This window comes from Propionimicrobium lymphophilum DSM 4903 (assembly GCF_000423485.1).
Taxonomy (GTDB): domain Bacteria; phylum Actinomycetota; class Actinomycetes; order Propionibacteriales; family Propionibacteriaceae; genus Propionimicrobium; species Propionimicrobium lymphophilum.
Genome location: NZ_AUIB01000001.1, coordinates 440002 through 461809, shown reverse-complemented (window position 1 = coordinate 461809; position 21808 = coordinate 440002). Strand labels below are relative to the sequence as shown.

The following is a 21808-nucleotide window of genomic DNA, read 5'->3' as shown; positions in this document are numbered from 1 at the left end:
GCCATTGGCTGACTAATCGGCAGATTAGAATTCCCCGCGCTTGGGTCGCCACTCGGATTTGCTCCGGGCTGCGTTGTAAGCAGCGATTATCTGCTGTTTTGTTAGTTCTTCGGGGCGGTTAACCAGCCATTCGGCCAGACCATCATCTGCCATAACCTCGACCGCATACGGTTGCTGATCAACCGTTAGTTTGCGGTCGTTAACGGGGACAATCACGCCCATGACGTCCAGGTCCCAGCGCATATTGCTCGAAATTTCTTCGGCGCCTCGAAGAGCATTTTCACGGGCCTGTGGAACATAAGGTGCATCCTTGCCGTCTACGAGAAAGTTATCGCCCGCGACGTACAGCCTCGACCCCGGATGTGTCTTTGCGCTGAGCAGATAGATACCACCAGGCCCGACCACCCAATGATCTAGCACCGGTTTATCGTCCTCGTAACGCACGGCCTGGACGAATCCCCACCTTGGGTCAAGCTCGGAAAGTCGCAGGAGTTCGCCTGCCACGGCGTCGCCAGGATCCACCAGCCCCCTGCGAGCGGAGTTGTCGATGCCGTCCAGCAGACGGTCGAGCAGCGCCCTAACAGGAGCGCCTCGCCTGGCCTTTCGAAGGTTACGGAGCTGTTCCTCGGTCAGTTCAGGCACCTCTAACGAGCGCCTGCTGGGTTCCACGAGGGCACGCCTGGCTACTGCATAAGGCTGAGGGGAATCTTCTTGGGAAATCAACAACGCCCTGCGGGGAGCAGGCTGTTCGCGATACGCTTCAGAATCCGCGAACCGTTCGGCACGCTTGACCCGTCCGCTTGTCATTCATTTCCCCTAACGGAATATTCGTGTAAAACCCGATTGATTTGAATCTCACTATAGCGGTTATTAGATGTGATAATCGCATTAATGATGCTCGGCGATGTACCCGCTGGCTAGGAAATTTTTCCCTTAGGCTAAAATTAAACGTTGCTTGCATAACCAATTGCGGCTGCTCGACTTCTTAAACCAACGTCGAGTTCGGCTATTTAGTAAGGCGCGTGAGTCCGTTTGAGGTTATTCGCTGGACAGTACAAAACTTCAGGAAGCATGGCATGAGCATAGAAAACATTACTCGAGCGCAGGCTCAAGAACGATCTAAGCAGATCGCTACAAAGTCGTACGAAGTCGTAGTCGACCTGAGTGGGCGCTACCCTGATGGCAGCCAGCTCGAATCCCCCGATACCACTTTCGTCCAGACCACCACTGCTAGGTTCTCTAGCACCGGCGAGCCGACTTGGATCGACGTCATCGGCGAGCGCGTCCTCTCGGCGTATCTGGATTCGGAGCCGATCGACGTTTCTTCTTACCAGGGCAGCCGTCTCGAGCTCTCTCCCAGCAAGGGGGACCACGAGCTGACGGTAACTTCCCTAATGCGCTATTCACGTACCGGTGAGGGCCTGCACCGCTTCGTCGACCCGACCGACGGCAAGATCAGCTTGTACTCACAGTTTGAGAGCGCGGACGCTCGACGCATGTACGCAACTTTCGAACAGCCCGATTTGAAGGCAACCTTCCAGCTGACTCTTATCGCCCCTGCCCATTGGGTGGCCATTTCGAACTCCCCGACTCCGAAGCCGGAGATCCTCGACGGCGATATGGCCAAATGGACGTTCTCGCCCACCCCGCCCATCTCGACCTACCTGACTGCCCTGGTTGCTGGCGAATACCACGTCGAGCAGGGCACCATTAAATCGATTAAGGGCGACATCCCAGCGGCCGTCGTTTGCCGCCCGTCGATGGCGCAATACCTGGACGCCGATCGCATCCTAGAGGCTGCACAACGCGGCTTCGAGGTTTACGAAGAGGCCTTCGGACGCGAATACGCCTTCGAGAAGTACGACCAGATTTTCGTTCCCGAGTTCAACTTCGGCGCGATGGAGAACGTCGGTTGCGTCACTTTCCGCGATCAGTACTTGTTCCGCTCAAAGGTTAGCGTTGACCGCTACGACGCCCGCGACAATACGATTCTGCATGAGTTGGCTCACATGTGGTTTGGCGACCTGGTGACCATGAAGTGGTGGAACGACATTTGGCTAAACGAGAGCTTCGCCGAGTGGTCTGCCTACTTCTGTCAGGGCGAAATCGCTAAGAAATACGGCGGCCGCAACCCGTGGGTCACCTTCGCCAACGCCCGCAAGGCATGGGCCTATCGCGCAGATCAGCTGCCCAGCACCCACCCCATAGCCAACGAGATGGTGGATCTGGACGCCGTAGACCAGAACTTCGACGGCATCACCTACGCAAAGGGCGCAAGCGTCCTCAAGCAGCTAGTCAGCTTGGTCGGCGAGGATAACTTCCTGAGCGGTGTGCGTGAATACTTCGAGGAGCACGCCTGGGGCAACACCGAGTTCGACGATCTGCTGAGCGCGCTCGAGAAAGCTAGCGGTAAAGACCTGAGCGGTTTCACCAGCGATTGGCTGCAAACCGCAGGCGTCAACACTATCTATCCCAAGCTCGACCTCGACGATGACGGCACCATCACTAACTTCGAGGTGATCCAGAAGGCTCCGAAAAAGCACGACACGTTGCGCACCCACAAGATCGCGATTGGTCTTTACGAGCTGACGGAGGACGGCAAGCTCGTCGCAACCGAAAGCATGCCTGTGGACGTGCACGGTTCCAGCACCCCGATCGCAGCTTTGGTCGGACGCAAGGCTCCGGACCTGGTGCTGCTGAACGACCGCGACCTGGGCTATGTGAAGGTACGCCTCGACGAGGCCAGCATGGCAACTGCATCGAAGCACCTGAAGGACATGCCGGATCCGATGGCCCGCGTAATGGTTTGGACCGCCATGAACAATGCTCTTCGAGATGCCGAGCTGCCCTCGAAGGAATTCTTAAATATCGTTCTTCAGGGTCTTGCCGGCGAGGACGACGACTCCGCGATTCGCAACGAGCTAGCTCAGCTATCCGTTGCTGCTAGCAGTTACTCTCACCCGAACAACAGGGCTAACCGCAAGGCAACGCTCGTGGCTGGCCTGACCGAACACCTGATGCACGCGCAGCCCGGTTCGGACAGCCAGTTGGCGTTCGCGGACGCTCTGGTCAACGCGATCGGATCTCCCGCAGGTGCCGACCTGCTCCAGGGGTGGCTGAAGGGCGAGGACGTCCCAGAGGGTCTGCCCATCGATTCGGATCGACGTTGGCTGATCATCAAGTCTCTGGCACGCATCGGCGTCGCCGACGAGGCACTGATCGCCAAGGAGCTTGAGGCAGACAACACGATCTCTGGCGCACAATCTGCCGCCGGGGCCCGCGCTTGCCTCAAGGACGCAGCAGCTAAGGCTGACGCCTGGGCACAGCTGACCGAGGTCGAGGATCTGCCCAACCACACATACACCGAGATTTCGGAGAACTTCTGGAATTACGGCCAGGAGGACATCACCGCGACGTACGCAGACAAGTACCTCGAAATTCTCGAGCAGATGTGCCAGCCCGATTCCATCTGGGCGCGCCGCGGACACGTTATTCGCACCACCGCGCTTAGCAATTTGTGGCCCTACACCGTAGCGGACGAGGCCTGGCTCGATAGGTTGCAAGCCTTCATCGCCAGCCACAAGGTTCCAGATGAGGCCATGCGCGTGCTCAGCGAGGAAATCTCGTTGAGCAAGCGCGCGATCAAGGCGCAGCAGCTAGACGCCGAGAACGCTTAAGTTTTTGTTCTAGATAAGAGGGTCACCGTTCGGTGGCCCTCTTATTTTTTCCGCAACGCCTTGCCGATCGCATAAAGGCGCTATGAATTGGGTAGATTTCGGTTCATGGAACTGGTTATTAAAGGTGCACAGCTAGCGGATGGAACCAAGCGGGATATTTACGTCAGCGGCGATAGGTTCGTCGCGGAAAAGCCCTCTGGAGCCAAGGAGATATCGGCGGACGGTTTGATTGCTCTTCCAGGTCTGGTGGATCTGCACACGCACCTGCGCGAACCTGGCGGCGAGGAGGCCGAGACGATCGAGACCGGCACCGCAGCCGCAGCGGCCGGTGGTTACACCGCCGTGTTCGCGATGGCCAACACCTCCCCCGTCACCGATAGCGTTGAGCGCGTCGAGGACATGCGTCGACGCGCGAAGAATGCCAGCGCTCAGGTCGAGGTCATTGCATCCATCACCAAAGGCCTGGAAGGCAAGGAGCTAAACGACATCGATGCACTAGCCGCGGCTGGCGTTAAAGTGCTCAGCGACGACGGCAAATGCGTCATGGATGCCTCTCTCATGCGGCGAGCTCTCGAAGCGGCCGCCAAGCATAATCTGCTGGTAGCTCAGCACAGCCAGGATCACAACCTGGCGACGGCCAAATCCTGCGCAGATGAGGCGTCGATCGCCGAGGAACTAGGGCTGCCTGGTTGGCCGTGGCCGGCGGAGTCTTCGATCATCGCTCGCGATGCCATGCTCTCGGAGCTGACCGGCGCGCGCGTGCACGCATGCCACATCTCAACTGCGCAGTCACTGGCTGTTGTGCGCTGGGCGAAGGCTCGCGGCGTGCGGATGAGCGCCGAAGCCACACCCCACCACTTGCTCTTGACCAGCGAAAAGCTGCTCGGCCTCGACACCTCGTTCAAGGTGAATCCGCCCCTGCGCGGAGAGGACGACGTCATGAGCATCCGCAACGGGTTAGCAGATGGAATCATCGATATCGTAGGAACGGACCATGCCCCGCATACAGTTGCCGATAAATCTCATTCTTTCCCGGACGCCAAACCCGGCATGATTGCCCTCGAGCAGTCTCTTGCTGTGGTCATCGAGACCTTGGTCAACCCGGGCCTAATCGGTTGGGAAAAGGTCGCGGATATTCTCAGCTACCGCCCGGCGCAACTAGGCAGGATCAGCAACCAGGGCCGTCCGGTCGAGCCCGGCCAGCCCGCAAACCTGACTCTAATCGAGCCAACCCGACGCGCAGTCGTAGACCGTGAGAAGTCGGCATCGAAGGGCCGCAACAACCCGTATCACGGCCTGGATTTGCCCGATCCGATCGAGTTGACGCTCTGCCTGGGCCAGATCACCTACTCGCATTCGGCTTAATAGCTAGAGACGGGCCCGCCGGTTTCGGCGGTCCCGTCTTAAATTCAGCTTAAGATAGGCCGGTTCTCAACCTCACGAACCAGGCCCTCCTGGGCGCAGGAGGCGATCAGTTTTCCGTCCTGAAACAGCCTGCCGGTGCCGTACCCGAGCGCATGGCTGGCAGAGGGTGAGATCATGTCGTAGAGCAGCCACTCGTCTGCCCTGCCTTGTCTGTGGAACCACATCGCATGGTCGATCGACGCGGTCTGGATCTTCGTGGACATAAAAGCTACGGAGTGCGGCACGGTCGTCACCGAAAGCAGGGTCAGATCGCTCGCATACGCCAAAATCGCTTGGTGAATCGCGTAGTCGTCGGGAAGCTTTTCTTGAGTTTTAATCCAGACCCTCATGTGGGATTTGTGGCTGTGGACCGGAATTTTCGGCAGCTTGGGGCTGCCATTTCCCGCGGAATCTCCTGCGAACCTCACGTCCAGAGCGTCCCATTCGTGCCACATCGGGTGCTCACCATATGCGGCGTTCATGAAGTCAACTAGCCTGGGGCATTTTTCCGGCGGCGGAGTTGGGCTGGGCAGTTCGTCCTGGTGGTTCAGCCGGCTATCCTCCATGTGGTGAAACGAGGCGGACATGCCGAAGATGTCTTTTTCTTGGCTGGCGGCGACCCTGCGCGTCGAGAACGTCCTTCCATCACGCAGCCTACTTGCCTTGTAGGTGATCGGAACGTGAGCGTTTCCGGGCCTCAGGAAGAAAGCGTGCATGGAATGCATCCTGCGATCTTCGGGGAGCGTCTTGTATGCAGCCACTATCGCCTGGGCCATTACCTGCCCGCCATACGTTCGCTGCATTATGGTGTCCGGCTGCGAACCGGAAAACACATCGGGCGACGTTTCTGTTAGGTCTAGCAGGTCTAGTAACTCAGAAGTGGTCTTCGGCATAACCTCTAGCATGCCACGTTCTGGGCATTTTTGTGCTCTAGCTAAAGCGCTAAACCGGGCAGGGACTAGGCGAGCAGCATGGCTCCGCCGAGCGAGACCACCGAAACGATGATTGACGCAATCAAGCCCAACAGCACCGGCTTGTGGCCAACTCTGATCAGCTCGTCGACACGAATGCCGAACCCAAGACCGGTCATCGCCATGGCCAACAACGCGGTTTGGAGGATCTTCGCACCGCCAAGAACTGGTGCGGGAATGGGCAGGAGCGAACCGATTATGACCATCGCCAAGAAACCGAGCACGAAGCCAGGGATGAGCGGGGGCATCTTGCCCTCGAGATCAGCCACACCGCTGCCCTTACGACGGCGAAGCAGGCCGAGGACGGCAACGACTCCGGCGAGGCAGACGACGCGTGCGAGTTTCACCTCGATAGCGATCGTCATTGCCGGTTCGCCGAGCGCGGCTCCCGCAGCGACGACCTGAGCTACCTCATGCACGCTCCCACCAACCCAGGTTCCTGCGCTCGCCGGATCCAGCCCGAACAGTGAACAGAGAGCAGGAAGAATCGGGATGCATAAGGTGCCGAAGACAACTACCAAGGCAAGCGCGGTCGCCGTCTCGTTATCTTTGGCGCCGACTACGTCCTTAGCCCCAGCAACGGCTGCAGCTCCGCAGATGGAGAAGCCACATGCGATAACACCGACGAGAGTATTAGACATTTTCATCATTCGCCCGATCGCAATCGTCGAGCTCACGCCGAGGGAGACGATCAGCACGACGAGCACTAGGCGCTGCCACCCGAGAGCCGCCAGCGAAGACAACGTCACCTGCAGGCCAAGAAGAATGATTCCTGAGCGAAGCAGGTGTTTTGATGCGAAGTTAATCCCAGGCCAGAATGCGGCCGGGGTCTCGTGAACATTAGCCGCCACAGCACCCAAAACGATGGCTATCAGCAAGGCGCTGATGATGGGGATGAAGTTGTTTATTGCCATCGCTATCAGCGTCAGGGCCGCGATCAGCGCAAGCCCCGGAAGGAAACTACGGAATTGGGTTAGAACCGAGGACGATTTCGAGCCGATTCGCGCGAGCGGTTTTTGAGTCACAGTCACGTAAGATAATTATTTACCTTCTCCACAGGCTACGGAATTCTCAAATAACTATGACGGCCATATACTTTAGATATGTCGTGGCCAAACCTCCAGGTTCTCCAACTAATCATCCTCGTCGGCCAGACGGGCAGCCTGTCTCAAGCGGCGACGGCCTGTGGCATGGCCCAGCCCAACGCATCGCGCGCGATCTTGCAACTCGAGCGCAGGCTAAACCAAAATATTCTGCTGCGCTCCCATTCTGGGTCCAGGCTGTCGAAGACCGGTGCGTTAATCGCGCAGTGGGCGGAACCGCTGCTTAGGGCTGGAACCGAATTCAATGCCGCCGTCGCCAGCCTGCAGAGCGACATCGCAAACAACCTGGAAATTATGGCCTCTCAAACGGTTGCGGAATGCTACGCACCCGGCTGGCTAACCAAATTTCAGGTCAAGAACCCTGGCGTTAACGTACAGATGTCGGTGCACAATTCCTCTCAGATAATGTCCAGGGTGCTCGAGGGTGACACACGCCTTGGCATCATCGAGTCGCCTCACCTAGACGAACGCTTGGCGTCGCTGATGCTCGGCCACGACCAGCTCGTGTTAGTAGTAGCCGCGTCTCACCCCTGGGCTCGCAGGCGCAGCCCAATCAGCCTCAAAAAGCTCGCTAACACCCCACTGGTACTGCGCGAGGAGGGCTCCGGCACGCGCGAGGTCCTTGAGCTAGCTCTAGGCTCCGAACATGTTGCACCTGCGATCGTGGCAAGCAGCAACTCTGTGGTGCTCGCGAACGTGGCCGCGGGCGCTGGTCCAACCGTGATGAGCCGAAGGGCCGTCGCAGGAGCGATAAAAGTCGGCGTTGTCACGGAAGTTGGCCTCGAGTCAAGACAGCTATTCTCCCGCCCGATTAGGGCAGTTTGGCCGCTCGAGACTCCCCCACGCGGCCCGGCGGCTAGCTTCTTAAGAGCTATCTGCGCCGACGCCGCGTCGGGAAGCTAGCTACTCGAAAAGGCTCGGATCGCCCGACCCGAGACGAGCAATATGCGGGGCATCCTCGACCGTAAAGTCGACAACCGTCGTCGGGTCCGGAATCACGTCGCCTGAATCGAGAATGATATCGACGTCGTGCTCGAGCCTCTCCTTGATGAGTTCCCCATCCGACATGGCCTCCGTTTCGCCGGGGAGGATGAGGCTTGAGGAAACCAAGGGTTCGTTCAGCTCGTCTAGGAGCGCGAGCGTGGTCACGTGATCTGGCACCCTAACGCCGACGGTCTTGCGCTTATGGTTTTGCACCATCCTTGGCACGTCCCTGCTGGCTTTCAGGATGAAGGTATAGCGCCCCGGTGTGGCCGCTTTGATTGCCCGAAAGACGCTGTTGCCCATCTCGACATACTTGCCGATTTGGGCGAATTCACTGACCACGAGCGTGTGGTTGTGCTTCTCGTCCAAGTCTCTGATTTGTTGAATTCGCTGGACGCCCTCTTGATTACCTAAACGAGTGCCCAAAGCGAAACCGGAGTCCGTCGGATAAGCGATGACTGCGCCGTCACGTAATGCTTCGGCAGTGCGCACCAGCGCGCGATGTTGCGGGTTTACTGGATGAACCTGAAGATATTCTGCCATTACCCAATGCTAGCCGGCTCGGGCGCGCAGCTAGGCAAAACCGCCAACTTTTCGGCTAGCTGGAGAACAGATCGACGCTAGCCTCTCCCCTGCACTCGAGTTGATCCACACCGATGATCGAAAGAAATATCGTCTGCGTCCTCCCCTTAGTCACGACGTTCAGTTCGCCACTTTCTGCCACGCTCACATCCGCGTTTAGGTTCGAGTACTTAGAGACGTAATCTTTGGCGGCACTAACGGCGAAGTAGCTGCCCATGTCGCCCTGAATTCGCGAGGCCGCGCTGGCATCCATCCCGGCTCTGGCGGCGGAAGACGCGATTGCCTCGGCCTTCCGATTCGCGGCAACCTGGGCGGCACCGTCGATGCCGAGACCTGCGACAATGACAAAAGCAGGTAGCAAACAAGCGGTCAAGGTAGAAAGGCTCAACCCACGTTCATTCGACATTAAAGTTCTCCTAGCAAGCAGACATTGGTAATTCTGCCAAAAGACAAGGGATGTTTTAACGGTTGTTCCCGGCTAGAATTGAATTTGTAACCAAGTAACGCCTATTCACTCCTCTAGTTACAGAAAGAGAAAACATGGCTAAAAAAGTTGGACTCCTCACCGCTGGCGGTTTCGCGCCCTGCCTATCCTCGGCAGTCGCTGGGCTGATCAAGTACTACACCGAGAAGTCTCCAGAGACCGAGATCATCGCCTACCTATACGGCTACGAGGGCCTTCTTAAGGGCAACTCGATTCCGGTCACCGACGTCGTGCGCGAGAATGCAGACACGCTTTACGGGTTCGGCGGATCCCCCATCGGTAACTCGCGAGTGAAGCTGACCAACGTCAAGGACTGCGTGAAGCGCGGTCTGGTCACAGAAGGCGAGAACCCCCTTGAAGTGGCCGCAAAGCAGCTTGTTGAGGATGGCGTTCAGGTGCTGCACACCATCGGTGGCGACGACACCAACACCACCGCCGCCGATCTGGCCGCTTACCTGAAGGACAACAACTTCGATCTGACCGTCGTCGGCCTGCCCAAGACCATCGACAACGACATCTTCCCGATCAAGCAGAGTCTCGGCGCTTGGACCGCCGCCCAGCAGGCTGCCGACTACGCGAAGAACGTCATCGCCGAGCACAACGCAGCTCCGCGCGAGCTGATCGTACACGAGATCATGGGCCGCAACTGTGGCTACTTGGCCGCGGAGGCTACCCGCTACTACCGTGAATGGCTCGATCAGCAGACTTGGCTGCCCGAGATCGGCCTGTCGCGCGAGGCTTGGGACGTGCACGCGATCTACCTGCCCGAGATGCACATCGATCTTGACGAGGAAGCAAAGCGTCTCAAGAAGATCATGGACACCGTCGGCAACGTTAACATCTTCATCTCCGAAGGCGCTGGCGTTCCTGAGATCGTCGCTTCCATGGAGGCTGCCGGCGAAGAGGTTCCGCGCGACGCTTTCGACCACGTACAGCTCGACAAGATCAACCCTGGCGCATGGTTCGGCAAGCAGTTCGCTAGCAAGCTCGACGCCGCTAAAACTATGGTTCAGAAGTCCGGCTACTTCTCTCGTTCCGCAGCTTCGGGCGAGGAGGATCTCGAGCTCATCGACCGCACCTGCAAGATGGCTGTCGACGCGGCCCTCGAGGGCAAGGCCGGCGTCGTCGGCCTAGACGAAGATGCGAACGATGAACTGAGCGTCATCGACTTCAAGCGCATCGCTGGCCACAAGCCGTTCGACATCACCCAGCAATGGTTCGTCGACATGGTAACCGACATGGGTCAGCCCGCTCCTGAGGCCGTCGAGTAAATCACTCGCCGCGCAGAAACTTTAGCGCCTCATTAGATTCACGGTCCCGGTCTGCCGCTTCCCAGTGGCCCGGGACCGTGATCGTGTCCGGACGATTTCGAAGCGGTTCATCCGCGGGACTCCAGCGGTACGCGATGGCCGGCTGGGTTGCGGTGGCGATCCATGAAGCCCAAAAGAGAAGCAGCCTGGCGAAGATGTTGAGCACAAGCATGGTCACGATGATCGGGCCGAACAATTGGATGCTTCGGTTCGCCGAGAATAGGTCGCTCAGCATGCTTGCCGCGCCCTGTACCGCCAAGAAACAGGCGCCGGCTAGGCCAGATCCGATGACCACGGTTCGACGCGGAGATTTCGTCTGCGGCAGCGCAACATAAATGACCATGAACATGGCCGAGATGAAAAGCCAACCGAGAGCCAGCGAGACAACCTGGATGAATGTCTGGCTGAATCCTAGATTCTCCAAGTTCAGCCAACGAACTATCTGTTCAGCCAAATAGACCCCGACGACGCTCAGCGCGAAGCTGACCGCAATCAACACCATTAGGACCAGCAGCATTGCTGCGCTAAACAGCGGCTCCCACAAGAAGAACCTGCGGCTTTCACGCAGATCGAAGTCTGTGCTGGTGACTCCCCTAATCGCGTTCTTTAAGTTGTTCATCCAGCCCGACCCCACGACGAGGGCGACGATGATGGCAACGATACCGACCTGCTGCCAGCCGAAAAGGTACACCTCAACCAGCCCTAGGACTTTTTCCTGGATTGGGCCAACCATAAGATTGTCACGAATTATTTCTTGAACCAGCCCCATCCATTGCGGACGGATTACGGTTAGAGTCAGGCCGAGAGCCGCGAAGGCAAACATCAAAATGGGCACGATCGCCAACACACTGAAAAAAGTGATTGAGCCAGCGAATTGATTGCCCAGTCTGTTCATGTAGCGCTGCGCCGCGCGAATAAAGTGGGCAACAACAGGGGTCTGACCAACCCACTTTAACAATTTATTGATCCGGATCACCCGCTAGCCCCTAACCGGCAGCTGGGCCGGAAGTCTTACATTGCTGTCAGTTTAGCTTGCCGCCGTGCGGCCAACTCGTCCTTGCCTTCGAATGAAGCTTCGTCGTTGGACGGCAGTTGGGCGATCGTCCCCTCGACGTCCTTCCAAACACCGCCGAGGGCGATGGCAAACATGCCCTGCCCGCCCTGAAGCAGGTCGACTACCTCGTTGGCGTCTGTGCACTCATAAACCGATGCGCCGTCGCTCATCAAAGTTACCTGAGACAGATCCTCGATGCCGCGCTGGCGGAGGTGATCTATGGCCACTCGAATCTGCTGAAGCGAGATGCCGGCGTCCAGCAGACGCTTGATTACCTTGAGCAGCAGTAGGTCGCGGAACGAGTAGAGTCTCTGCGAACCGGTGCCAGATGCCTGGGCGATGCCAGGAACGACGAGCTTTGTGCGAGCCCAGTAATCTAGCTGGCGGTAGGTGATGCCAACGATCTGGCACGCAGCAGGACCGCGGAAGCCGACGTCTTCAGGAATCGGGCTGAAGTCGCCGTCGAAAAGCGCCTCTTGGCGTTCCTTCTGTTGCGCTGCGCTCACGTCGTTAGCCTTTCTCTTTCGTTGCTGGTTGAAACGCTACAGCTAAAAGTCTCAAGTTCCCGTTCTTTGAACCTCTCGTGTCGCAAAACCAAAGAGCTAAGCGACTGCCTCAGACCCGGCTAAATACCTTTCCGGCTAGGCCTTTTATCCCTCAAAATCCTCTGGGGTAACGTGTTCTAGAAACTCTTTGAAACGCTCAACCTCATCTTCAGCCTCTTCCAAAACCTCAACCCCAGCTTTATCCATTACGGACTCTAAGCAGCTGATTTTGAAGTCAGAGCGAAGAGCCAGCGCGATCATGTCAGAGGGGCGTGCCTCGATCTCATTGTCTCCTACAGTCAGGTGTCCATAGAAGACACCATCCTCAACGTCGGTTATGACACCCTCTACGGGTTCGTCGATCAGTTCAAGCAGGCTGGACATCAGATCGTGGCTAAGCGGACGTGGCGGCTTCGCGCACTCCAGCGCGTTGACGATTGCCGACGCCTCGGCGGCGCCGATCCAGATGGCCAAGAATCGAGACCCATCGCTTTGTCTGAGCAGAAGCATCGGAGAACTCGTCGAAACCTCGACACGGACCCCAACGACGTCAAGCTCAATCATGTCTGAAATTCTATTGAGCAAGCCCGCCCAAGGTGCGAGTTTCGCCTTATCTTTCTAGCATTGTGTAGATCATTGCTGCGTGGGCGTGTACGACCAGCTGGCTAACCTCGTTTAACGCTTTACTCGGCTCGGGTGACTTCAAGATCGTGGGCCTGGCGGCCTGCTCAATCATGCCTGCTTCGCGTTCGGCGGACTGTTTGATTGCCCTCAGGTGACGGGTATCCATACCGTAGCCGGCTAGCTTTCGCGCGACGACGCAGATGGTCAGAGCATCGCGCCCGTAATAGACGGAACCTCTCCTGGGCAGCACCATTCGGTGCCTTTCTAGCTCCATCAAAGTCGCCTCAGAGAGGCCAGAAACCTGCATTAGCTCTTGTCGGCTCAGCTTCAGCGGCTGCTTTTTGCTCTTCTTTGCCGCCCTAGCCTTGGCGACCTGCGGCTTATTTTCCTCGGGGACAGTGTCCTCAGGAGCGGTCGGTTCCGGCACCTCGCCGCCGCTGTCTATGACCTCCAAATTCTCTCGGATCACCTTCAACGGCAGATAGTTATCACGCTGCACGCGAAGAATATAAGTTAGCCGCTCGATATCGGAGTTCGAGTACTTTCTGTAACCACTCGGGGCGCGTTCAGGCGACAACAATCCTTCCGATTCCAAATACCTAATTTTTGAAATCGAAATGTCTGGGAACTCGGGCTTAAGAACGTTTAAGACTTGCCCGATGCTGCGCTTGGGCGCCTTGGGCATTACCTACTACCACGCTCGCTAGCGAAGAACAGCATCCGGTACTTACCGATCTGAACTTCGTCGCCCTGACGCAACGTCACCTGCTGATCCACTAGTGTGCGGTTCACGTAGGTGCCGTTGTGGCTGTGCTGATCGACCAACACCACCGAGCCATTGTTCATGGTGAACTTAGCGTGGTAGCGAGAGACCGTGATGTCGTTCAGGAAGATATCGCTCTTCGGGCTGCGCCCAACAGTCACCTCGTCGGAATCGAGAAGGTAGCGGGCACCGACGTCGGGGCCCCTAGTGACGATCAAGAGTGCGCTGTTTTCGGGAAGATCGCGGACGGCGTTAGCGTCCTCAGGGCTCAGTTCAACCGTGCGAATATCGTCGCGTGCCTCGTCTTCAACGAAAGAGATGATCCGTGTCGTCTCGTTGCTTTGCGCGCCCAGCTTTGCACCACACTTTTGGCAGAAGTTTGCCTCGTTCGGATTCTCCTTGCCACATATTGCGCAGGTAATCATCGCACTCCCCTCGAACAACTAATGTGAATTAGTTTACTGGCTAGATACTATCCTTTTAACCGCATTGGGCGTTTAAGGAATCGAAAACGCCCAATTTCAGCAATTAGCTTATTGAAATCTTTGAATTCGTTCCGTTTACGAAAACTAACTCTACCCGTTGCTACACGGTTTGTGGCTAGGTGGTTTGGCCTACGCAGGTTTAGCTATCAGCGGTTGAGGCATTTCTCTGACCGATTCGATATTTATCTCGTCAGATTTAACAATTTCGACGCTACCGCCAACCTTCGGGCTTTCTATTTGACTGACCAGGCCGCCCCTGAATTTAGCGCCCTCCTCCAAGGCGTGCGGGTCGCCGATCGCCTTGATGATGATTGGCGTGCCCAGCTGCTGGCCATCGACAACTATTCCTTGTTCGTTATCTCCGATCCAGCTGTCGACGCCGAGCCTGATGGAGTCGTTAATCTCGAGCACCTCGGCCCCAGCGTCCTTAAGCTCCTGAATCGAGTTCAGCAGTGTACCCGCCTTCAGCTTCTGCTTTGGAGCGCGGATGGTGATTTTCACTCCCCTGCCGCTTGCGGGCGCGATGCCCGCCAACACGGAGAGGCTCTTTTTGCGCTTAGCCGCTTCCTCCTCGGAGACCTGGTTGGCATCCAAACCGCTCTGCAGCTTGTCTCGGGTGACGCGCAGCTCGTTGATCTCCTTGTTCAGTCTCTCGGACTCGTCATTCAAGCCATCGAGCACCTGGATCAGGTCGTCTTGGCGCATCCCCTCGTAGGGGTTCTTGGTTGCGGGACGAGCGAGCTGAATGACGAGCGCGAACGCCAGGAAAGCAAGTGCAACGCCCAGCACAAGCTGCGTGGACGACGGCTTGAAGAACTTCTCGACGAACTTACGCATGCAGGATCTCCCGCCTGATGGAGGCCGCGTTCGTGAAGATCCTGATGCCGAGAACAACCAGCACGGCCGTCGAAAGCTGGCTGCCCACGCCGAGCAGGTCGCCGAGCCAAACCAGCGCGGCCGCCACGGCAACGTTAGAGATGAAAGAAATCAGAAAAACCCGCTGAGAGAAGGTCTTTTGCAGGTAAGACCGCAGCGCGCCAATCAATGCGTCGATTGCGGCTACGATCATAATCGGCAGATATGCCTGCAGGCCGATCGGCAGCTCTGGGCTCCAAATCAGCGCCACGACCACACCGACGACAAGTCCGAGAATCGCCCACATATTTTATCCTTTCTCCGCCAGCGGCCTCGCCTGCGAAAGCGCCAGGCCGGGATCTGCGGGAAGCGTCAGATCATCGCTGGTGTTCAGCGACCATTCGATGGAATAGTTCTGCTTCAAGTGGCCAAGGAGAACACCGCCAGAGGTGTTCGCGAAGTTAGCGGCGAGGTCCTGCCCGCCAATGGCCGAAATCTTGTATGGGCTAGTCAACGAACGATAGTTCACCGTGATCGCCTGCCCTGCCTGCCTGATCGCAGTTCGCGTCGTCACGCGGTGATCGTTGATGGCGATCGCCTGCGCACCAGATTGCCAAAGCCCATTCACGACTAGCTGCAGATCGTCGTCTAGCACGCGGGATTCCTCGGTCTCTTTTTTGCCAGGCTTTAGGGTGCCCTCTCGAAGCTCAATGACCACGCCCGGACCGCTCGCGGCCTCAATGCCGACGAACGATTCGAGTTCACGCAACTGCGCATCGGTGCCCAAACCCTTTTGGTTGCGCAGGCTAAGCGTCTGTGCTCTCAGTTGCTCAACCTCGGAGCGAAGTTGTTCGTTTTCCTCTTCTGCAGCGCTCGCCCGGCCAGCCATCTCGGCTCGATCAGCAACCGCTTGGGGTCGAGCCTGACCGATCGTCAATGCCGAGGCGGCCATAGCCGCACCGGCGATTGCGCAGATCAGGAAAACCCCCACGCTCCGCCAACCCCTGGGGCTGTCATCGTGCTGCTCGTCTGGGCGAAGATTCGATTCTCTGGTGATGGAGTTGAGAAGCTCCATCGACTCGTCGGGGCGCCGCTGACTCACGATGCCTCGGTTTCTTTCACAGAAGAAAAAGTCTGTTTTACGTACACGAGCCCAGCCCACCAATACATGAAAGCACCCCACCAGGCGAACGCCCAGCCGAGAATCTTCGCCGCCGGGGAGATAACCCAGCTGCCCGCCCCCAGGAGGACAAGCGGAAGCGCGATAAGCAGACAGAAGGTGGCGATTTTGCCAACGAAATGAACGGGCAGGCTGATCGCTCCACGCGCACGAAGAGCGGGCACGAGCAGAAGCATCATTAAATCTCTGCCCAAAAGAATTATCAGGTACGACCACGGCACTATGCCGCGAACAGCTAGCGCCACGACGATCACGAGAATATAGAGCCTGTCGGCAGCGGGATCTAACACCTCACCGAGTTTGCTCTGCTGGTTGAATCGGCGTGCGATCTGGCCGTCAAGCAGGTCGGTGGAACTCGATACAGCCAGAAGGATCACAGCCAAAAGATCACGCCCGATCAGGACAAGCACCAAAAAGAATGGCACCCCCAACAGGCGTAAAAATGACAGCACGTTGGGAATCGTGAAGATTCTGTTGCTCGACTTGCTGATCACGAGTTCAAGTGTATAGCCACTAATTGGGCTTCTTTGGATGCAGCCGTTCTCTTCTGCTTTTTGCCAGCTCATACATCGAGATGACCTGCGGGCCGATCGCAGACCAATCATATCTTGCCGCCACCTTGCGTCCACGCTCGAGACGCAGGTCCCGAGGCTCTTCGAGGCTTGCCGATACGGCGTCAGCGAGAGCTTGCGGGTTACCAGCCTGAAAGACGTGCCCGCAGATACCATCTTCGTCGGATAGAACGTCGATGAACGCTCGCAGGTCGCTAGCTACCACCGGCGCGCCACACGCTAAAGCCTCGATCAGCACGATGCCGAAACTCTCCCTGCCAGTCTGCGGGGCGATGTACGCGTCGGAACGCATCAACCACTCATTGCGTTCAGCGTCGCTGACTCCACCAACGAATTCGACTCCCGGGATGCTCGTTACCGGTCCGTGGCCCATCACCACGCACCGCAAGTCTGGATACTTCTCACGAATCAAAGGCAGCGCTGCGGTCAGCACCTGAAAGCCCTTCCGGGGCTCCGTGTAACGGCCAAGGAAAGTGATCAGTGGACTGTCGCCACCCCGCCACTCGCCTTCTGTGGCAGCGAGCGTGTAGTCATCAATTTCCAGCCCGTTACCGATGACCACGGGTTCGATTCCGGTGTGCGCGTTCGCCACCTCTGCTGCGAGGGAGGAAACGGCGATCGCGGAATTAAGCCTGCTGATGCTTTTGGGCAGCATCTGGTTAAAAGCGCGAAGCGCCTTGTATATCGGGCTTGCGCTGTGGAATGTGCCAGTAACCGGCGCGTCGGCGAGCCAAAGCGTCAACAGAGACAGCGTCGGCGTGATCGGCTCGTGCACGTGCACGACGTCCCACTGGCCCTTCTTTAGCCAGCGATACGCGGCCATCGCTGCCCTAGGACTAAAGTTCACCCTGGCGACAGAACCATTAATTTTGATGGGGACCGTTCGGCCCGCCGAAGTGAAGTCGGCCTCGTCAACTCCGTAAAGATCCAGTAATTCTTGCTCGGGGAAGCCCGGGGCGAGAATGCCGACGGTGTAACCCTGTTTCTTCAGCCAACCGGCCATACCCAGTACGTGGTTTTGGACGCCACCGGGACGAACGAAGGAATACGGGCAAACGATCCCGACACGCTTGATATCGCTTGGATTCACGGTCTAACTCCTGGGAAAAAACGCTGCAGCATATGCCAGTCGCGGCAGTGCGCAGCAATCTGTTCGGCAAAATAATTGGCCATGGCTTGCGTTGTGTACGCTACCTCGTCAACGCCCTCGGGCACCTCAATTGCTTGCCCAATGTGGATTCGCATTATTTTTCCGTCGAACCAAGGCGCAACCGGAACCACGACGGCGCCCGTGCGCTGAGCAATCAGAGCGCATCCGGGAGGCATCGTCAGGTCGTAGGTTTTGTTGGCCGCAGGCCAAGACACCTCGACGCCTCGCCTGCTGAAATCCCGATCTGCCACGAGCGCCACTACTCTGCCCTCGTTTATTTCCTGGCAGAGCTTAGGAATCAGGCCTGATGTCTTGTGGCTAAAGATTTTGAAGCCGAGTTTTTCGCGGATCGCGCTGAAATACTCGAACTGTCCAGCTGGCAGTTTTTCAGCTACTGAGGTGACAGGCAGACCATTTTGGCACGCCCACGCACCTGCCATATCCCAAGACCCCATGTGCGGAAGGGCAAGAATCAGGCCCGTTTCTGCCCTGTGGCGGCGCAGTCGCCGCGCGTCAACGGGAGCGACGTAAACCAACCGATTAATTTTGTCCGTGTTCCACTTCCCCAATTGGAGGGAACCGATCGTGTTTCTAAGCCACGACCGCATCCCAGCCCGAGTCTGGCTAGCGGTTGGCGCAGCCCCACAAACAACTTCGTAGTTGAGTTGCCACTGGCGAATCGGTTTGGGGCGACGAGCTACCAGTACGGCAGCGGCAGCCGCTCCCAGCGGTTTCCAGACGAAAGCGGGCACGTGCGCGGCAAGCTTTAACGCGGTCAGCTTGTCAAACACTATTGTCCGTTCCGCCCGGAAGCCTCCGCGTTGTATGCGCGTTTAACGATCCACATGCGCTGACCAACGGTGATGATGCCGAGCACGAGCAAAACTACGAAGGCGGCGGGCAGCGCCCACTCGACCCCAATACCCGTCAAGAACGCGCCCAACATGCCGATCAATAAACGGTCGGCTCGGCCGGCTAGGCCACCCTTAACCACGTAGCCCAACGATTCCCCGCGAGCTTTCGAGTAAGAGGTGACCTGACCGAAGATCAGGGCGAATATGCCAATCGCAAACCAGGTCAGGTCTTCGCCGGTGCTGGCGTAGTAAATCGCTAGACTGCCGAAGACGAAACCGTCCGTGATCCGATCTAGTGTGGAGTCCAAGAATGCCCCCCACTTCGACGCCTGATTGGTCAACCGAGCCATCGTGCCGTCCAAAGAATCCGCTAAGACGAACACGGTGACAACGAGCGCCCCCTGCCACAGCCATCCGTTCGGAAAGAAGATCAGCGACGTCGCGATCGAGACCGCGGCACCTACCCAAGTTGTCATGTCCGGGGTGATGCCAAGTTTCATCAACATCTTGGCCACGGGGGTGATCAGCTTGGTCCAGTATCCCCTTATGTGTTCGAGCATTACTGACCTTTCTGAGAATCCGCCCACGCATTGGCGAGCATTTCGCGGGTCTTGCTTAATAATTCAGGAACGGCTTTAGTCCGTGCGATTATCGGCAGGAAATTAGCATCGCCAAGCCACCTGGGCACGACGTGCTGATGGAGGTGCGCAGCAATACCCGCGCCCGCAACGTTGCCTTGGTTCATGCCCAGGTTAAAGCCCTGCGGTTTGGAAACCCTCGTGATTGTACGGATCGCCTGTTGGGTCAGCTCCGCCACCTCGCGGGTTTCTTCCTCGGTGAGGTCAATGTAGCTGGCGACGTGGCGATATGGGCACACCAAAAGGTGACCAGTGTTGTATGGATAGAGGTTCATGACGACGAATGCAGTTTCACCGCGGTGGACGATCAGGGATTCCTCATCGTCCTTTTTAGGCGCGCGGCAAAACGGGCATTCGACGCTGCTCGCATCCGCAGGTTTGTCCTCGCCGTGAATGTAGGCGATTCGGTGCGGCGTCCATAGCCGCTGCATTGAATCGGGCACGCCCGCGAAGCGAATCTCGTCTTCTATCTCCTGGTCACTCATCGGTATTCGCGCTCAAATCCGTATTAGAACGAGACGCGATGTGGTCGGTGATGATCTTGATGGCCTCGTCGATGGGAACCCGGTTGCGCTGGCTGCCATCGCGGAATCGGAAGCTAACCGCGCCCGCTTCCTCGTCGTCACCCCCCGCGATCAGCATGAAGGGAACCTTCTGACGCTGCGCTGTACGGATCTTCTTGGTCATGCGATCATCCGAGGCATCTAGCTCGGCGCGCACGCCCTGGGCACGCAGCCGGTCGATAATTTTGCCTAGATAGCCCTCGAAGGCCTCTGCGACCGGAATTCCGACGACCTGGACAGGAGCCAGCCATGCCGGGAATGCGCCCGCGTAGTGTTCGAGCAAAACGCCAAAGAAGCGCTCGATCGAACCGAACAAAGCACGGTGAATCATCACGGGACGCTTCTTCGTGCCGTCCGAGGAGGTGTATTCGAGCTCGAATCGCTCTGGCAGGTTGAAGTCGAGCTGGATAGTGGACATCTGCCAGGTGCGTCCGATGGCATCTTTGGCCTGAACGGAGATTTTCGGACCATAGAAGGCCGCACCCTCGGGGTCCGGAACGAGCTCCAGGCCGGAGGCCTCGGCTACCTCACGAAGAGTCTCGGTTGCCTCGCGCCAGGTGTCGTCATCGCCCACAAATTTCTTGGGATTCTTGGTGGACAGCTCTAGGTAGAAGTCGTTTAGACCGTAGTCACGAAGCAGGTCCAGGACGAACGTCAGCAGCCTGGAAAGCTCGTCGCGCATTTGCTCGCGGGTGCAGTAGATGTGCGCGTCGTCCTGGGTGAATCCGCGGCCGCGGGTCAGCCCATGCAGAACGCCGGACTTTTCGTTGCGGTACACAGTGCCGAACTCGAATAGCCGCAGCGGAAGCTCACGGTAAGAACGCTGCCTAGCTGCGTAAATGAGGTTGTGCATCGGGCAGTTCATCGGCTTCAGGTAGTAATCGAAGCCCTGCTTGGTGATGTTGCCCTCGGCGTCGCGTTCCTCGTCCATGTGCAGCGGCGGGTACATGCCGTCGGCGTACCAGTCGAGGTGGCCGGAAGTCTTGTAAAGCTCGCCCTTGGTGATGTGCGGAGTGTTTACGAAGCTATAACCGTGCGCAACGTGCTGCTTGCGCGAGTAGTCCTCCATCTCCATGCGAACGATGCCGCCCTTTGGGTGGAACACCGAAAGGCCAGGGCCGATTTCCTCGGGGAAGCTGAACAGGTCTAGCTCTTGACCAAGCTTGCGGTGGTCGCGCTTGGCGGCCTCCTCCATGCGAGTCTTGTAGGCCTTGAGGTCTTCCTTCGTCGCCCAAGCAGTGCCGTAAACACGCTGCAGGGCCGCATTTGCTTGGTCACCTCGCCAGTATGCAGCCGAGCTGCGGGTTAGCGCTACCGCTTTGATGTAGCCGGTGTGCGGGACGTGCGGGCCACGGCAAAGGTCGGTCCAAGCGACGGTGCCGTCACGACGAACGTTGTCGTACATCGTCAGCTGGCCGCCACCGACCTCGACGGATGAACCGTCGGATTCATTGGCGCCACCCTTGTCCTCAATCAACTCGAGCTTGAAGGGCTCCTCCGCCTCCTCAATCCTGGCCTGTTCGTCGGTTACCTCGCGGCGAACGAACTTCTGACGAGCCTTGATGATCTGGGTCATCTTCTTTTCGATAGTTTTCAGGTCTTCAGGGGTTAGCGGATCGACCTGGAAGTCGTAGTAGAAGCCATCGGTGATAGGCGGGCCGATGCCCAGCCTGGCCTGCGGGAAAATCTCTTGTAGTGCCTGTGCGGTTACGTGAGCCGCAGAGTGCCTGATGATCGACAGCCCCTCGTCGCTAGTGTTCAGGACAGGCTCCACCTCGTCCGAATCGTTTAGCTCGGTAGCCAGATCGACGGTATTTCCGTTGACCTTCATTGCTACGACGCTCTGGTCGTTACCGAAAAGATCGAAACCGTTCTCCGCCTCTATCTGCTCACGCTCGTTGCCGCGCAAGACAAAGACTTTCTTCAACACGAAACTTCCTAACTATTCTCGGCGGCATACTGGGCCGCACGACTGTTTCCATTCCCTATTCTGCCTGATTTAATGCCAAG

At 57.7% G+C, this 21808-nt stretch carries 23 protein-coding genes; 4 read left to right on the top strand and 19 right to left on the bottom strand.

What is annotated here, in order from left to right:
• Positions 1-24 precede the first annotated feature (24 nt).
• Positions 25-807, bottom strand: a complete 783-nt coding sequence (locus G556_RS0102060; RefSeq protein ID WP_028821582.1) for a hypothetical protein — start codon at positions 805-807, stop codon at positions 25-27.
• A gap of 269 nt (positions 808-1076) precedes the next feature.
• Between G556_RS0102060 and pepN the strand changes: the two genes are divergently transcribed.
• Together pepN and G556_RS0102050 are read left to right on the top strand one after the other, a co-directional pair.
• A complete protein-coding gene (gene pepN / locus G556_RS0102055) occupies positions 1077-3677 on the top strand; it encodes an aminopeptidase N (protein WP_028821581.1) in 2601 nt (866 codons plus the stop codon).
• Between the two features lie 105 nt (positions 3678-3782).
• Positions 3783-5042 carry a dihydroorotase gene (locus tag G556_RS0102050; RefSeq protein WP_028821580.1) on the top strand — a complete coding sequence of 420 codons (1260 nt, stop codon included), beginning with the start codon at positions 3783-3785 and terminating at the stop codon, positions 5040-5042.
• 44 nt (positions 5043-5086) lie between these two features.
• Here G556_RS0102050 and G556_RS0102045 read toward each other — a convergent pair whose 3' ends face one another.
• Both G556_RS0102045 and G556_RS0102040 read right to left on the bottom strand, forming a co-directional pair.
• The gene (locus G556_RS0102045) at positions 5087-5974 is read right to left on the bottom strand and encodes an acyl-CoA thioesterase (protein ID WP_028821579.1); all 888 of its coding nucleotides are present in this window, start codon (positions 5972-5974) and stop codon (positions 5087-5089) included.
• A 65-nt stretch (positions 5975-6039) separates the two neighbouring features.
• Positions 6040-7083 (bottom strand): YeiH family protein, encoded by a 1044-nt coding sequence (locus G556_RS0102040; RefSeq protein ID WP_051176544.1) that lies wholly within the window; start codon positions 7081-7083, stop codon positions 6040-6042.
• Positions 7084-7155: 72 nt separating this feature from the next.
• On the opposite strand from G556_RS0102040, the gene G556_RS0102035 reads away from it, so the two are divergent.
• Positions 7156-8058, top strand: coding sequence for a LysR family transcriptional regulator (locus tag G556_RS0102035; protein ID WP_028821577.1), 903 nt, complete (start codon positions 7156-7158; stop codon positions 8056-8058).
• On the opposite strand, the gene G556_RS0102030 is transcribed toward G556_RS0102035, so the two are convergent.
• Together G556_RS0102030 and G556_RS10920 are read right to left on the bottom strand one after the other, a co-directional pair.
• Entirely contained in the window at positions 8059-8682 is a 624-nt protein-coding gene (locus G556_RS0102030) for an L-threonylcarbamoyladenylate synthase (protein WP_016456532.1), read from the bottom strand.
• A gap of 55 nt (positions 8683-8737) precedes the next feature.
• On the bottom strand, positions 8738-9127 hold the full coding sequence (locus tag G556_RS10920) for a hypothetical protein (protein ID WP_051176543.1): 390 nt from the start codon (positions 9125-9127) through the stop codon (positions 8738-8740).
• A 134-nt stretch (positions 9128-9261) separates the two neighbouring features.
• Here G556_RS10920 and G556_RS0102020 point away from each other — a divergent pair, with 134 nt between their 5' ends.
• Positions 9262-10476, top strand: coding sequence for a pyrophosphate--fructose-6-phosphate 1-phosphotransferase (locus G556_RS0102020; RefSeq protein WP_028821576.1), 1215 nt, complete (start codon positions 9262-9264; stop codon positions 10474-10476).
• Position 10477: 1 nt separating this feature from the next.
• Here the strand turns inward: G556_RS0102020 and G556_RS0102015 are convergent, their stop codons facing one another.
• The 14 genes from G556_RS0102015 to thrS form a co-directional block, all read right to left on the bottom strand.
• Positions 10478-11491, bottom strand: a complete 1014-nt coding sequence (locus tag G556_RS0102015; protein WP_036915404.1) for a YihY/virulence factor BrkB family protein — start codon at positions 11489-11491, stop codon at positions 10478-10480.
• Positions 11492-11526: 35 nt separating this feature from the next.
• Positions 11527-12075: a MerR family transcriptional regulator gene (locus tag G556_RS0102010; RefSeq protein WP_028821574.1), complete on the bottom strand. Its 549-nt coding sequence runs from the start codon at positions 12073-12075 to the stop codon at positions 11527-11529.
• 144 nt (positions 12076-12219) lie between these two features.
• Positions 12220-12678 carry a bifunctional nuclease family protein gene (locus tag G556_RS0102005; protein WP_016456537.1) on the bottom strand — a complete coding sequence of 153 codons (459 nt, stop codon included), beginning with the start codon at positions 12676-12678 and terminating at the stop codon, positions 12220-12222.
• 46 nt (positions 12679-12724) lie between these two features.
• Positions 12725-13423, bottom strand: a complete 699-nt coding sequence (gene ftsR / locus G556_RS0102000) for a transcriptional regulator FtsR (RefSeq protein WP_028821573.1) — start codon at positions 13421-13423, stop codon at positions 12725-12727.
• Entirely contained in the window at positions 13423-13926 is a 504-nt protein-coding gene (locus G556_RS0101995; protein WP_036915402.1) for an FHA domain-containing protein, read from the bottom strand. The genes ftsR and G556_RS0101995 overlap by 1 nt, the downstream gene beginning before the upstream one ends.
• 189 nt (positions 13927-14115) lie before the next feature.
• On the bottom strand, positions 14116-14823 hold the full coding sequence (locus tag G556_RS0101990) for a DUF881 domain-containing protein (protein ID WP_028821571.1): 708 nt from the start codon (positions 14821-14823) through the stop codon (positions 14116-14118).
• On the bottom strand, positions 14816-15148 hold the full coding sequence (locus tag G556_RS0101985) for a small basic family protein (protein WP_016456541.1): 333 nt from the start codon (positions 15146-15148) through the stop codon (positions 14816-14818). Before G556_RS0101985 ends, G556_RS0101990 begins: the two co-directional genes overlap by 8 nt.
• Positions 15149-15151: 3 nt before the next feature.
• On the bottom strand, positions 15152-15943 hold the full coding sequence (locus G556_RS09895) for a DUF881 domain-containing protein (RefSeq protein WP_051176542.1): 792 nt from the start codon (positions 15941-15943) through the stop codon (positions 15152-15154).
• Entirely contained in the window at positions 15940-16515 is a 576-nt protein-coding gene (locus tag G556_RS0101975) for a CDP-alcohol phosphatidyltransferase family protein (RefSeq protein ID WP_036915400.1), read from the bottom strand. Before G556_RS0101975 ends, G556_RS09895 begins: the two co-directional genes overlap by 4 nt.
• A gap of 19 nt (positions 16516-16534) precedes the next feature.
• Complete coding sequence (locus G556_RS0101970) at positions 16535-17683, bottom strand: glycosyltransferase family 4 protein (RefSeq protein WP_028821569.1); 1149 nt, start codon at positions 17681-17683, stop codon at positions 16535-16537.
• On the bottom strand, positions 17680-18534 hold the full coding sequence (locus G556_RS09890; RefSeq protein WP_051176541.1) for a phosphatidylinositol mannoside acyltransferase: 855 nt from the start codon (positions 18532-18534) through the stop codon (positions 17680-17682). Before G556_RS09890 ends, G556_RS0101970 begins: the two co-directional genes overlap by 4 nt.
• A complete protein-coding gene (gene pgsA, locus G556_RS09885) occupies positions 18534-19157 on the bottom strand; it encodes a phosphatidylinositol phosphate synthase (protein WP_036915397.1) in 624 nt (207 codons plus the stop codon). Before pgsA ends, G556_RS09890 begins: the two co-directional genes overlap by 1 nt.
• Entirely contained in the window at positions 19157-19720 is a 564-nt protein-coding gene (locus tag G556_RS0101955) for an HIT family protein (RefSeq protein ID WP_016456547.1), read from the bottom strand. Before G556_RS0101955 ends, pgsA begins: the two co-directional genes overlap by 1 nt.
• Positions 19713-21728: a threonine--tRNA ligase gene (gene thrS / locus G556_RS0101950; RefSeq protein ID WP_028821568.1), complete on the bottom strand. Its 2016-nt coding sequence runs from the start codon at positions 21726-21728 to the stop codon at positions 19713-19715. Before thrS ends, G556_RS0101955 begins: the two co-directional genes overlap by 8 nt.
• Between the last annotated feature and the right edge of the window lie 80 nt (positions 21729-21808).

What these genes read in the sequence shown, in the direction of transcription:
- G556_RS0102060 (WP_028821582.1), bottom strand. Translation starts at nt 807, where the DNA reads ATGACAAGCGGACGGGTCAAGCGTGCCGAACGGTTCGCGGATTCTGAA.
- pepN (WP_028821581.1), top strand. Translation starts at nt 1,077, where the DNA reads ATGAGCATAGAAAACATTACTCGAGCGCAGGCTCAAGAACGATCTAAG.
- G556_RS0102050 (WP_028821580.1), top strand. Translation starts at nt 3,783, where the DNA reads ATGGAACTGGTTATTAAAGGTGCACAGCTAGCGGATGGAACCAAGCGG.
- G556_RS0102045 (WP_028821579.1), bottom strand. Translation starts at nt 5,974, where the DNA reads ATGCCGAAGACCACTTCTGAGTTACTAGACCTGCTAGACCTAACAGAA.
- G556_RS0102035 (WP_028821577.1), top strand. Translation starts at nt 7,156, where the DNA reads ATGTCGTGGCCAAACCTCCAGGTTCTCCAACTAATCATCCTCGTCGGC.
- G556_RS0102030 (WP_016456532.1), bottom strand. Translation starts at nt 8,682, where the DNA reads ATGGCAGAATATCTTCAGGTTCATCCAGTAAACCCGCAACATCGCGCG.
- G556_RS10920 (WP_051176543.1), bottom strand. Translation starts at nt 9,127, where the DNA reads ATGTCGAATGAACGTGGGTTGAGCCTTTCTACCTTGACCGCTTGTTTG.
- G556_RS0102020 (WP_028821576.1), top strand. Translation starts at nt 9,262, where the DNA reads ATGGCTAAAAAAGTTGGACTCCTCACCGCTGGCGGTTTCGCGCCCTGC.
- G556_RS0102005 (WP_016456537.1), bottom strand. Translation starts at nt 12,678, where the DNA reads ATGATTGAGCTTGACGTCGTTGGGGTCCGTGTCGAGGTTTCGACGAGT.
- ftsR (WP_028821573.1), bottom strand. Translation starts at nt 13,423, where the DNA reads ATGCCCAAGGCGCCCAAGCGCAGCATCGGGCAAGTCTTAAACGTTCTT.
- G556_RS0101995 (WP_036915402.1), bottom strand. Translation starts at nt 13,926, where the DNA reads ATGATTACCTGCGCAATATGTGGCAAGGAGAATCCGAACGAGGCAAAC.
- G556_RS0101990 (WP_028821571.1), bottom strand. Translation starts at nt 14,823, where the DNA reads ATGCGTAAGTTCGTCGAGAAGTTCTTCAAGCCGTCGTCCACGCAGCTT.
- G556_RS0101985 (WP_016456541.1), bottom strand. Translation starts at nt 15,148, where the DNA reads ATGTGGGCGATTCTCGGACTTGTCGTCGGTGTGGTCGTGGCGCTGATT.
- pgsA (WP_036915397.1), bottom strand. Translation starts at nt 19,157, where the DNA reads ATGCTCGAACACATAAGGGGATACTGGACCAAGCTGATCACCCCCGTG.
- G556_RS0101955 (WP_016456547.1), bottom strand. Translation starts at nt 19,720, where the DNA reads ATGAGTGACCAGGAGATAGAAGACGAGATTCGCTTCGCGGGCGTGCCC.